Raw genomic sequence first — 13,133 nt, forward strand, 5'->3', positions numbered from 1 at the left:
CCCCATGGCTCGCCAAGCCCGACTGTTTATTCCTGAATGTCCCATGGTGCTGGAGTTACAGGGCATCGCCGGGCAGGACGTATTTAAAACCCGCGAGGCTTTTTCCCTGTTTCATGCCCAGTTGCCCCAAAGCGCTTCCGAAGAAGACGTGGCAATTCATGCATATTGCCTGGTGCCGTCAGGCGCATTGCTCATGATCAGCACTGCCCAGGCTGCCCAAGCCGGGCGTTTTGTACAAAACCTGAACCGGCATTTTTCGCCCGCTGTTCGGCAGGTGCAAGCAGTGCATTCCAGTGCGCTGTGGGAGCCCCGGTTTAAATCCACAGTGGTTCAGCCCGGTTTGCACAGCTTGAAAGCCTGCCTGTTTGTTGAGCAATTGGCCATGCGTGCGGCAGGTGCCTCTGATTTGGCCACTTATCCCTGGAGCAGTTTTGCTGCCCATGCCGGGGTGGTGAATGAAGCCTGGTTGGCAGATTTGCCGATTTACTGGCAATTGGGCAATACGCCCTTCGAGCGTCAAAGCCGCTACCGGCAGTTCAGTGAACAAGGTTTGGGCGAGCATGACACTTCGGGGCTTTTGCAGTGCTTGCAAAAAGGGTGGCTTTGGAGCGATGATTCTTTTGCGCGCAAATTCAAGAGCTTGCGAATCGACCGGTTCGCCCCCGACCGCGTGGGCGACCTGCCAAAGCAATCAAAAGCACAAATTAAGTGCATGTTATTTGGTGTGTCCCCAATTAAATAGCCCTGATTTCGATGGGGTGGATTAATTAGGGTCAGACCCCTTTTATTTTCCTTGAGAATCTTGCGGCAGTGCAGTAAAGTGACCCACGTACTGAAATCAGGGGCTTTTCCATGCAACACCAAGACATCAGAAAGATTGCCGAAGAAAAAGGCATGTACTCCGCCAGCAATGAACACGACGCCTGTGGCGTTGGCTTTGTGGCGCACATCAAAGGCAAGCGTACGCACGACATTATTGCGGGCGGCTTGAAAATTCTGGAAAACCTGGACCACCGTGGTGCCGTGGGTGCCGACCCATTGATGGGCGACGGTGCCGGTATCCTGATTCAGATTCCCGATGCCTTCTTCCGTGAAGAAATGGCCAAGCAGGGCGTAACACTGCCACCCGCCGGTGAATACGGCGTGGGTATGTTGTTCTTGCCCAAAGAAACAGCATCACGCATTGCCTGCGAGCAGGAAATTGAGCGCGCTGTGAAAGCCGAAGGCCAGGTACTGTTGGGCTGGCGCGATGTGCCGGTGAATGCAGACATGCCCATGAGCCCCACTGTGCGTTTGAAAGAACCCGTGATTCGCCAGGTGTTTGTAGGCCGTGGCCGCGACATCATGGTGACCGATGCGCTGGAACGCAAACTGTATGTGATTCGCAAGCGCGCAGTGCACGCCATCAAGAACCTGAACTTGGCGCACGGCACTGAATACTTCAGCCCTTCCATGAGCGCCCGTACTATTGTGTACAAAGGCCTGTTGTTGGCCAACCAGGTTGGCGAATACTACCTCGACCTGAAAGATGCGCGTTGCGTGTCTGCCTTGGCACTGGTTCACCAGCGCTTTTCAACCAACACCTTCCCCGAGTGGCCACTGGCTCACCCCTACCGCATGTTGGCGCACAACGGTGAAATCAACACCGTAAAAGGCAACTTCAACTGGATGCGCGCACGCGAAGGCGTGATGAAGAGCGCCGTGTTGGGCGACGATCTGCAAAAGCTGTACCCCCTGATTTTCGAAGGTCAATCCGACACAGCCTGTTTCGACAACTGTCTGGAGCTGCTGGTGATGGCGGGCTACCCGATTGCCCAAGCCATGATGATGATGGTGCCGGAAGCGTGGGAGCAGCACACCTTGATGGACGACAATCGCCGTGCCTTCTATGAGTACCATGCCGCCATGATGGAACCCTGGGACGGTCCTGCCGCCATGGCCTTCACCGATGGCAAGCAGATTGGTGCCACGCTTGACCGCAACGGCTTGCGCCCAGCGCGTTACATCGTGACCGAAGACGATTTGGTTGTGATGGCTTCTGAATCTGGCACATTGCCAATTCCAGAAAGCAAGATTGTGAAGAAGTGGCGCCTGCAGCCCGGCAAAATGTTCCTGATCGACATGGAAGCTGGCCGCATTATTAACGACGACGAGTTGAAGAACCAGCTTAGCGCCGCCAAGCCTTACAAGCAGTGGATTGATACCATTCGTGTGAAGCTGGATGAAGTGGAAGGGCAGCCTGAGCCCATCGAACCCAATGAAACTTTGCTGGATCGCCAGCAAGCATTTGGTTACACCCAGGAAGACCTCAAATTCCTGATGGCCCCCATGCTGCAAAGCGGGGAAGAGGCCACTGGTTCCATGGGCAACGACAGCCCATTGGCGGTGATGTCCAACAAGCTCAAGCCGCTGTACAACTACTTTAAGCAGTTGTTTGCGCAGGTGACCAACCCACCAATCGACCCGATCCGTGAAAACCTGGTGATGAGCTTGAACAGCTTCATCGGTCCCAAGCCAAACCTGCTGGATTTGAACAACATTAATCCGCCCATGCGTCTTGAAGTGTCACAGCCTGTGCTCACTTCCAAAGACATGGCGAAGATTCGCAACATTGAAGCCTTCACTGGCGGCAAATTCACCAGCCACGAACTGAACATTTGTTACCCAGTGGCCTGGGGCAAGGAAGGCATTGAAGCGCGCATCGCTTCCCTGTGTGCCGAAGCCCGCGATGCCGTGAAACAGGGTGTGAACATTCTGATCATCACCGACCGCATGATGAGCCGTGACAACGTGGCCATTCCGGCATTGTTGGCCGTGTCTGCCATTCACCAGCATTTGGTGAAAGTGGGCTTGCGCACCTCCACCGGCCTGGTGGTTGAAACTGGGTCTGCCCGTGAAACCCACCATTTTGCTTTGTTGGCCGGGTACGGTGCTGAAGCAGTGCACCCCTACCTGGCCATGGAAACCATTGCCGACATGAGCAAAGGTTTGCCTGGCGACCTGAGCCCGGAAAAAGCCGTGTACAACTACATCAAGGCAGTGGGCAAGGGCTTGATGAAAGTGATGTCCAAGATGGGCATTTCTACCTACATGAGCTACACCGGCGCGCAAATTTTCGAAGCCGTGGGTTTGAACCAGGCATTTATCGATGCCTACTTTGCAGGCACCCCCACCAAGGTGGAAGGCATTGGCGTATTCGAGGTGGCCGAGGAAGCCATTCGTGTACACCAGGCTGCATTCAGCCCAGACCCCGTGTTGGCAGGTGCTCTGGATGCGGGTGGTGAATACGCCTGGCGTACCCGTGGTGAAGAACACATGTGGACCCCCGATGCAATTGCGAAATTGCAGCACGCCACCCGTTCCGGCACTTACAACACTTACAAGGAATACGCGCAGATCATCAATGATCAAAGCAAGCGCCACATGACCTTGCGTGGATTGTTCGAGTTCAAGATCGATCCTTCCAAAGCCATTCCAATTGAAGAAGTGGAAGCCGCTGAAGAAATCGTGAAGCGATTTGCAACCGGTGCCATGTCACTGGGTTCCATCTCGACTGAGGCGCATTCAACACTGGCCGTTGCCATGAACCGTATTGGCGGCAAGAGCAACACCGGTGAAGGTGGCGAGGATGAAAAGCGTTACAGCGCTGAGCTGCGTGCCGGCCTGGACAAGTTTGGCCCAGGCACTGGCCCGATTGGCGAAGGCGCCACGCTCAAGAGTGAACTGGGCGATGTCGTGGTTGCCGACTTTCCCTTGAAGAAAGGCGATTCGCTGCGCTCACGCATCAAGCAGGTGGCTTCAGGCCGTTTCGGCGTAACTGCCGAGTACCTGACTTCCGCTGATCAAATCCAGATCAAAATGGCGCAAGGTGCCAAGCCAGGCGAGGGCGGTCAGTTGCCCGGTGGCAAGGTATCAGATTACATCGGCAAGCTGCGCTATTCCGTGCCTGGCGTGGGCCTGATTTCCCCGCCCCCGCACCACGACATTTACTCCATTGAAGATTTGGCCCAACTTATTCACGATTTGAAAAACGTGAATGCGCAGGCTTCCATTTCAGTGAAGCTGGTGTCTGAAGTAGGCGTGGGCACGATTGCAGCAGGTGTGTCCAAAGCCAAGGCCGATCACTTGGTGATCGCCGGGCAAGACGGCGGTACAGGTGCATCGCCTGTATCCTCCATCAAGCATGCTGGTACCAACTGGGAACTGGGTTTGGCCGAAACACAGCAAACTCTGGTGTTGAACGGCTTGCGTGGTCGCATTCGCGTGCAGGTCGATGGTCAAATGAAAACCGGCCGCGACGTGGTGATTGGTGCCATGTTGGGTGCCGACGAATTCGGCTTTGCCACCGCACCGTTGGTAGTCGAAGGTTGCATCATGATGCGCAAGTGTCACTTGAACACCTGCCCAGTGGGTGTTGCCACACAGAACCCCGAACTTCGCAAGAAGTTCACCGGCAAGCCAGAACATGTGGTGAACTACTTCTTCTTCGTGGCCAACGAAGTGCGCGAAATCATGGCGCAGTTGGGTATTCGCAAGTTTGATGACCTGATTGGTCGCGCAAATTTGCTGGACATGAAAAAAGGCATCACCCACTGGAAGGCCAAGGGTCTGGACTTCAGCCGTTTGCTGTGGGTACCTGAAGGCACCACAGAGCCTTTGTTGCACACAGGCAGCCAGGACCACGGTTTGGACAAGGCACTGGATCAGAAATTGATTCAACTGGCCAAGCCAGCCTTGGAAAAGGGCGAGCGCGTTTCTTTCATTACACCGATCAAGAACGTGAACCGCACTGCGGGTGCCATGTTGTCCGGCGAAGTGGCCAAGAAGTACGGTCACGCTGGTTTGCCAGACGACACCATTCACATTCAGTTCACAGGCACAGCCGGCCAATCATTCGGCGCATTCCTGGCGCACGGTGTAACAGCCGACCTGGTGGGTGAAGGCAACGACTATGTGGGAAAGGGCTTGAGTGGCGGTCGAATCATTGTTCGCCCCACCAACGACTTCCGCGGTTTGTCAGAAGAAAACATGATTGTGGGCAATACCGTGTTGTACGGCGCAATTGCTGGTGAAGCATTCCTGAGCGGTGTGGCGGGCGAGCGTTTTGCCGTGCGCAACTCGGGTGCAGCCGCTGTAATTGAAGGCACTGGCGACCACGGTTGCGAATACATGACCGGCGGTACTGTGGTTGTGCTGGGTGAAACCGGCCGCAACTTTGCCGCGGGCATGAGCGGTGGCATGGCTTATGTGTACGACATCGACGGCCTGTTTGCCAAGCGTTGCAACATGGCGCAGGTTGAGCTGGAAGAAGTGGTGCCCGCAACCGAACAGGAAGCATTGGGCAACCGTGAGATTTGGCACAGCCCCGCACGTGGTGCAGACCGTCAGCCTGATGAGGTGATTCTGAAAGGCCTGATCGAACGCCATGCCCGTTACACCGGCAGCGAACGCGCCAAGGAAATACTGGAAAACTGGGGCACTGAACGCAAGAAGTTCGTGAAAGTATTCCCGACAGAATACCGACGCGCCCTGAAAGAACTGTACGTGGCAGCGCAGGCCAAACCTGCCGTGGCCGCTTGAGAACCAACCTGTTAGTGAGGATTTAAAAAATGGGAAAGGTCACAGGATTTATGGAGTTTGAGCGTTTGAAGGAAGCCAGCGAGGCTCCAGAAAAGCGCGTCAAGCACTACAAAGAATTTGTTATTACATTGAACGACGACGAAGCCAAAATTCAGGGTGCACGTTGTATGGATTGCGGCATTCCGTTTTGTAACAACGGCTGCCCGGTGAACAACATCATCCCCGACTTCAATGATCTTGTTTACAAGCAAGACTGGAAGGCGGCTTTGCACACCTTGCACAGCACCAACAACTTTCCGGAGTTCACGGGCCGCATTTGCCCGGCGCCCTGTGAGGCTGCGTGCACACTGGGTATTCACGAAGAACCCGTGGGTATCAAGAGCATTGAGCACGCCATCATCGACAAGGGCTGGGAAAACAACTGGGTGGTACCGCAAGTGCCCGCCCAGAAAACCGGCAAGAAAGTGGCTGTGGTGGGTTCAGGCCCCGCAGGCATGGCCGCTGCGCAGCAGTTGGCGCGTGTGGGTCACGATGTCACTGTGTTTGAGAAGAACGACCGCATTGGTGGTTTGCTGCGTTACGGCATTCCTGACTTCAAGATGGAAAAATTCCACATTGATCGCCGTGTAGAGCAAATGCAAGCCGAAGGCGTCACCTTCAAGACCGGTGTGTTTGTGGGCGAAAAGCTGGCCGAGGGTGGCATTACCAATTTGGCCAAGGAAACCATTACACCGAAAGAATTGATGGCTCAGTTTGACGCCGTTATTTTAACGGGTGGTTCAGAAGTACCGCGCGACTTGCCAATTCCTGGTCGCCAGTTGAAGGGTGTTCACTTTGCAATGGAATTCTTGCCGTTGCAAAACCGTGTGAACGCTGGTGACAAGTTGAAAGACCAAATCATGGCCACGAAGAAGAATGTGCTGGTGATTGGCGGTGGTGACACGGGCTCGGACTGTGTTGGCACATCCAACCGCCATGGTGCCAAGCAGGTCACGCAAATTGAATTGATGCCTCAGCCACCCGAAGAGGAAAACAAGCCTTTGGTGTGGCCATACTGGCCCATGAAAATGCGCACCTCTTCTTCCCACGAAGAAGGCGTGGCACGCGACTGGGCAGTGACCACCAAAGAATTCATCGACGATGGCAAAGGCAATGTGAAAGCAGCCAAGTGCGCCAAGGTGGAATGGGTGAAGGATGAAGCCACCGGCCAGATGAAGATGCAGGAAATTGCAGGTTCCGAGTTCGTGGTCGATGCGGACCTGGTGCTGTTTGCCATGGGCTTTACCAACCCTGCGAAAAGCATTTTGGATGCTTTCGGTGTTGAGAAAGACAACCGCGGCAATGCCAAAGCCACCACCGATGGCGAAGGCTGCTACCGTACCAATGTTGACAAGGTATTTGCTGCGGGCGACATGCGCCGTGGTCAATCTTTGGTGGTGTGGGCGATTCGTGAAGGTCGCCAGGCGGCACGTGAAGTGGATGAGTTCCTGATGGGCGCTACTGTACTGCCGCGTTAATCGGAATTTACCAAGTCATAAAATAAGTCGTAAAAAAGCCGCTGGTTTCGACCAGCGGCTTTTTGTTGTGCATCGGTGGGTTGTGTCGACGCAGCACACAAACCTCACCTTGCTCTGAAACTCAGCTCGACGAGATCTGCGCTGGCAGCTCCACAGCACTTCCACCACTTGGACACATGGTCACATGCGGGAATGGAATTTCAATGCCAACATTGTCAAACGCCGCCTTAATGCGCTTGTTGTACTCACGGCGCACGCCCCATTGCTCGCCTGGTAGCGTTTTAAATCGCACGCGAACAATCACGGCTGAATCGGCAAGTTCTTGCACACCAAAGGTCGACATGGGTTCGGTAATCTTCGCTCCCCACTCTTTGTCTTCAGCCAATTCAGTGCCCACTTTTTGCATCACCTGAATGGCTGCGTCGACTTCCTCTTTGTAGGCGATGCCCACATCAACAACTGCATAGGCAAAGTCCATGGTGGAGTTGGTCACCGAATCAATCTGACCGTTTGGAACAAAATGCACATTGCCGTGTGCGTCACGCAAACGCACATATCGCAGGGTTACATTTTCGACCGTGCCGCTTTTGCCACCCACTTCAATGAAGTCGCCGGCGCGAATCTGGTTTTCGATCAGCAGCACAATACCGGTGAAGTAATCTTTCACCAAACTTTGTGCACCAAAACCAACGGCCAAACCCACCACACCGGCAGCGGCCAGCACAGGGGCAATGGATATACCAATGGTGCCCAAGGCAATCAAAGCGCCGAGCAGCAAAATGACCACATTGGCCACGTATTTCAGCACGCGCATCAGGGTTTCGATTCGTTTTTGATCATCCAGCGTTTTGCTGCGTGCCTGCATGCGTGTACCCACGCGATCGATTGCCGTTTTTACCAAGCGCAACACAATCAGGGCAACTACGATGACCAGAAAAAATTTTGCGGCTTGCAAACCAAGGTCCAGCAGCTTGGCTGGTTCGATGTATTTGAATAGGGTTTCGAGTTGTTCGTTCATGGTGCTCCCACTGCTAAAAAGAGCCACCTATTGTACATGACTGAAAAAATGACCCGGTTTCAGCCCGGAACTCTCGCCATGATGTAGCTACTCAGTAGTCCTTCAAACGTGCAGCCAACAGTCATGAGACCACCTTCACTTAATCTGAGCATCGATGTGCCTGTACCTAGCCTTGTGCGCACCAGCCATGGTTTGCCCGTCGACCCACAAGTCTTGAACAAACAGCCGCCAGCCATTAGCGCTGCCTTGGCTGAAATTTTGAACACGCCCGATGCAGGCAAATTACTGTTGGGTTTGAATGAACTGTTTGGCAGTGCCAGCGAGTATGCAATCGGAGGAAGTGTCGCCTTGGCGCTTCATCATCGATCGATTACAGACGCAACCGCACGCAGACCCAATGATCTGGATGTGGTGGTGAGCCCCTCGGGCATGGACCGTTTGTCCGATCTTGATCACCAGGGTTTAAGCCAACTTGGGTTTAAATCAGAGCCTGGCAACACCGAAAGCCTAAGCTGGGCAGGGCAGGGGCATGAATCACTGGTAGTGGATGTAGTGCCCGCCAAAAACAGCATGGCTGGTCGGGGTTTTGAACGCCGGCAGATGCACGGGGGAGTCAATGTTATTCCACTCGAGGCGCTGGTCGACAATTTGACCTACAGAGTACGAAGCGAACCCGCCAATCAGCAGGCTCGGAGCGATCTTGCCCGTGGCCTTGAATTGTTGGACGCAGCCAAAGGCGTTGCTTGATTACAAGCCATTGGCGCGTTGTGCTTTGTCAGACTCGTCGTTGTAAAAGCGGGCCAAAAATTTTCCGGTGTGGCTGTTTGCATTTTTTGCAATGTCCATGGGTGTGCCTTCAGCAATCAGCATGCCGCCGTTGTCGCCACCTTCTGGGCCCATGTCCAGCACCCAGTCTGCGCATTTAATCACGTCCAGATTGTGCTCAATCACCAGCACGGTATTGCCTTGTTCAACCAGCGGGTTCAATACTTTCAGCAACATGGCAATGTCATGAAAATGCAGGCCAGTGGTGGGCTCGTCCAGTATGTACAAGGTTTTTCCGGTGTCGCGTTTCGACAGCTCAAGAGACAACTTGACCCGTTGCGCTTCACCGCCCGACAGTGTCGTGGCCGACTGTCCGAGGCGAATGTAACCCAAACCCACATCAATCAGGGTTTGCAGTTTGCGTGCAATATTGGGTACGGCCGAGAAGACTTCCAGGGCCTGCTCTACGGTTAGCTCTAAGATTTCGGCTATGCTTTTTCCACGGTACAAAATTTCCAGTGTTTCCCGGTTGTAGCGTTTGCCATGGCATACATCGCAAGGCACATACAGGTCGGGTAAAAAGTGCATTTCTACCTTCACAACGCCATCGCCCTGGCAGGCTTCACAGCGCCCACCTTTTACGTTAAACGAGAAGCGGCCCACATCGTAGCCGCGCTCACGTGCTGCAGGTACACCCGCAAACAATTCACGAATGGGTGTGAACAACCCTGTGTAAGTGGCTGGGTTGCTTCGGGGTGTGCGGCCAATCGGGCTTTGGTCGACTGCAATGACTTTGTCGAAATGTTCAAGCCCGCTGATGTGGCTGTGTGGTGCGCCTTCCTTGTGCGCACGATTGAGTTGATGCGCAGCCTCGGCCAACAAAGTGTCGTTGATCAGGGTTGATTTGCCTGAACCTGAAACACCCGTCACACACACAAACAAACCCACCGGAATGCTTGCAGTGACATCTTTCAGGTTATTGCCGGTGGCATGGTGAATGGTCAGCATGCGCGTTGGGTCGGGTGTGCGCAGTGGGCTTAAGCGTTCAATTTTTCGCTTGCCATTCAGGTACTGGCCTGTCAGTGATTCCGGGCTGGCCAGAATTTCAGCAGGTGTGCCTTGTGCAACCACTTGGCCACCGTGCTCGCCAGCGCCCGGACCCATGTCCACCACATAATCGGCGCAGCGAATGGCATCCTCGTCATGTTCAACCACCAGCACCGTGTTGCCCAAGTTCTTCAGGCGCAACAGGGTTTGTATCAGGCGGTCGTTGTCGCGTTGGTGCAAACCAATCGAGGGTTCATCCAGTACATACATCACACCGGTCAGGCCCGAGCCAATTTGGCTGGCCAGTCGAATGCGCTGGCTCTCGCCGCCGCTAAGCGTATCTGCACTGCGGTTCAGCGTTAAATAGTTCAACCCCACATCGTTCAAAAACTGCAATCGTGCCTTGATTTCGACCACAATTTTTTCTGCAATCTGGCCTTTTGCGCCCTGCATTTGCAGGGTTTCAAAATAGCTCAAGGCTTTGTGAATAGGCAGTTCAGTAACCTGGTGCAAGGCCTTGCGATGTTCGTGTTCACCGATGAACACGTGGCGCGCACCGGTTTTCAGGCGAGAACCCTGACAGGCCTGGCAACTTCGCACCGCCATCAGTTTGCCGAGCTCATCGCGTACCGCAGAGGAATCGGTGTCGCGATGGCGGCGCGTGAGGTTCGGCAATATGCCTTCAAAGGCATGGGTTTTGGCCACTGGTTTGCTGCGTTCACTCAAATAGGTGAACGTAATTTGTTCGCTGCCAGAACCGTAGAGCACCACCTGCTGTACATCTTCCGGCAACTCATTCCATGGCGATTCCGGGTCGAAGCCATAATGCGCCGCCAGGCTTTGAATCATCTGGTAGTACAGAGCGTTACGACGATCCCATCCGCTGATTGCACCCGCCGCCAGCGATATATCGGGGTGGGCCACCACGCGCAACGGGTCGAAAAAGGTTTCATGGCCCAGGCCATCACACACCGGGCAGGCGCCTGCAGGGTTGTTGAACGAGAACAAACGTGGTTCCAGTTCGGTCAGGCTGTAGTCACACACCGGGCAGGCAAATTTGCTCGAGAACACAGTTTCAGTGTTGGTGTCCAGGTTCACCGCAACAGCCTTGCCGTCACTCAAGCGCAATGCGGTCTCGAAACTTTCCGCAAGGCGCTGGCGGGCATCCACGCGCACTTTCAGGCGATCAACCACCACGTCCAGATTGTGCTTGTGGTGTTTGTCCAGCGGCGGGAGTTTGTCCAGTTCCAGAATTTCCGGTGCGTCTTGCGGGCCCTTTTTCAGGCGAATGCGCACGAAGCCCTGCGCGCGCAGGTCGTTGAGCAAATCCACATGTTCGCCTTTGCGCTGGTTCAGCACCGGCGCCAAAATCATGATGCGCGCCTCCTCAGGCCAGGCCAGCACGGTGTCCACCATTTCTGAAACTGTTTGAACACTCAGTTCCATGTCATGTTCAGGGCAGCGGGGTGTGCCTGCACGGGCAAACAACAGCCGCAGATAATCGTGAATTTCAGTTACTGTGCCCACAGTGGAACGCGGGTTGTGGCTGGTGGCCTTCTGTTCGATTGAGATAGCCGGGGAGAGGCCCTCGATCAAGTCCACATCGGGCTTCTCCATGAGTTGAAGAAACTGGCGGGCGTAGGCGGACAAACTTTCCACATACCGGCGTTGGCCCTCGGCATACAAGGTGTCAAACGCCAGGCTGGATTTTCCAGAGCCCGACAGCCCAGTCAGCACCACAAGCGAGTCGCGGGGCAAGTCGAGCGAAATGTTTTTCAGGTTGTGGGTTCTAGCGCCACGAATGCGAATGGAGTTCATGCGGTACAGCAAATGGAATCAGCGGCCAACCTGATACTATAGACGGTTTCCCGGAATAAGACATCTGCGAGGGTGGTTCAAGCCCTTGAATTTCAATCAAACATGAGCCGCAAGACCGTGAGTCACACCGCAGCCCCCGATGCTTTCAAAATGCTGCCCGCCGAGCGCAAGGCTGCCGGGTGGCTGGCCAGCATTTATGCATTGCGCATGTTTGGCATGTTCATGATTCTGCCGGTGTTTTCATTGCATGCCACCGGCATGCCCGGCGGCGATAATTTGAGCTTGGTGGGGCTGGCCATGGGAATTTACGGCCTTGCTCAGGCCTGTATGCAAATTCCCCTGGGCTGGGCTTCTGACAAGCTGGGCAGAAAACCAATTATCGTGGGTGGCCTGTTGCTGTTTGCAGTTGGCTGTTGGTTGGGCTATGTGGCTGAAACGGTTGAGCAGTTGGTGTGGGCTCGCGCCTTGCAGGGCGCAGGCGCCATCTCGGCAGCCCTGTCGGCTTTGCTGGCCGATGTTACCCGCGACGAGGTGCGCTCCAAGGGCATGGCCATGATCGGTGCATCGATTGGTGTTACTTTTGCCTTGTCGCTCGTGTTTTCACCGGTTTTATACAAGTTTTTCGGTTTGAGTGGGCTGTTTGCCATGACAGGTGTACTGAGTATTCTGGGCATTGGTGTAGTGATTTTCTTGCTGCCCACACCGAATTTGGTGGATCAGGAAGCCAAACTCAAAGGCAGTTTTGCCGATGGCTGGGCCGTACTGACCCAGCCCGACTTGTTGCGCTTGAACCTGGGTATTTTTACCCTGCATCTAACGCAAATGTCTCTTTTTGTGGTGGTGCCCAGCCTGCTGCTCAGTGGCCTTGAATTGCCGTTGGCTGAACATTGGAAAGTGTACTTGCCAGTGGTGCTGGGCTCGTTTGTGCTTATGGTGCCATTGATGGTGTGGGCCGAGAAAAAAGCGAAAACCAAGCAGGTCAAGTTGGGTTCAATCGGCCTGATGGGAGCGGTATTACTGGGCTTCGTATTGTTCTCCAACCAGGGTTGGGTGCTGGTTTTGCTGTTGCTGGCCTACTTTGTCGGTTTTAATTTGCTGGAGGCTACCCTTCCCTCGTGGGTGTCACGAGTGGCACCGCTCAGTCACCGGGGTTTGGCCCTGGGTGTATATAATACTTCTCAGGCATTGGGGCTTTTTGCAGGTGGCGCTTTGGGCGGGCTTGCGTTTCGCCACCTGGGCGCGCAAGGTGTGTTTGAGGGTGCGTTGTTGCTCGTGGTTGTGTGGTTATTGTTGGCAATGGGAATTAAAGCGCTGCCCCCACGCGCATCCGCAGTGGTCCCTGTTCGGACTCCTGCTGATGGCTCGGCAAGTCCTCTTTAGTTGCACCC

The 13,133-nt window shown here is 54.6% G+C and carries 7 protein-coding genes; 5 read left to right on the plus strand and 2 right to left on the minus strand.

Translation table 11 applies throughout. The features are described 5' to 3' along the window. Window positions 1-4: 4 nt before the first annotated feature. The 3 genes from BSZ31_RS06745 to BSZ31_RS06755 all read left to right on the plus strand — a co-directional run bounded on the left by BSZ31_RS06745 (window position 5) and on the right by BSZ31_RS06755 (window position 7,097). The gene (locus BSZ31_RS06745; protein WP_146106627.1) at window positions 5-742 is read left to right on the plus strand and encodes a hypothetical protein; all 738 of its coding nucleotides are present in this window, start codon (window positions 5-7) and stop codon (window positions 740-742) included. Window positions 743-852: 110 nt separating this feature from the next. Next, complete coding sequence (locus tag BSZ31_RS06750) at window positions 853-5,580, plus strand: glutamate synthase-related protein (protein ID WP_105028096.1); 4,728 nt, start codon at window positions 853-855, stop codon at window positions 5,578-5,580. Window positions 5,581-5,609: 29 nt separating this feature from the next. Further along, complete coding sequence (locus tag BSZ31_RS06755) at window positions 5,610-7,097, plus strand: glutamate synthase subunit beta (RefSeq protein ID WP_105028097.1); 1,488 nt, start codon at window positions 5,610-5,612, stop codon at window positions 7,095-7,097. A gap of 121 nt (window positions 7,098-7,218) precedes the next feature. On the opposite strand, the gene BSZ31_RS06760 is transcribed toward BSZ31_RS06755, so the two are convergent. Further along, window positions 7,219-8,115, minus strand: coding sequence for a mechanosensitive ion channel family protein (locus BSZ31_RS06760; RefSeq protein ID WP_105028098.1), 897 nt, complete (start codon window positions 8,113-8,115; stop codon window positions 7,219-7,221). A gap of 123 nt (window positions 8,116-8,238) precedes the next feature. Here BSZ31_RS06760 and BSZ31_RS06765 point away from each other — a divergent pair, with 123 nt between their 5' ends. Continuing rightward, window positions 8,239-8,862: a hypothetical protein gene (locus tag BSZ31_RS06765; protein ID WP_105028099.1), complete on the plus strand. Its 624-nt coding sequence runs from the start codon at window positions 8,239-8,241 to the stop codon at window positions 8,860-8,862. Here BSZ31_RS06765 and uvrA read toward each other — a convergent pair whose 3' ends face one another. After that, the gene (uvrA, locus tag BSZ31_RS06770; protein ID WP_105028100.1) at window positions 8,863-11,745 is read right to left on the minus strand and encodes an excinuclease ABC subunit UvrA; all 2,883 of its coding nucleotides are present in this window, start codon (window positions 11,743-11,745) and stop codon (window positions 8,863-8,865) included. A 102-nt stretch (window positions 11,746-11,847) separates the two neighbouring features. Here uvrA and BSZ31_RS06775 point away from each other — a divergent pair, with 102 nt between their 5' ends. Next, window positions 11,848-13,125: an MFS transporter gene (locus tag BSZ31_RS06775; protein WP_105028101.1), complete on the plus strand. Its 1,278-nt coding sequence runs from the start codon at window positions 11,848-11,850 to the stop codon at window positions 13,123-13,125. The last annotated feature ends 8 nt before the right edge of the window (window positions 13,126-13,133 follow it).

The organism is Limnobacter sp. SAORIC-690 (assembly GCF_002954425.1).
In the GTDB taxonomy this organism is placed as follows: domain Bacteria; phylum Pseudomonadota; class Gammaproteobacteria; order Burkholderiales; family Burkholderiaceae_B; genus Limnobacter; species Limnobacter profundi.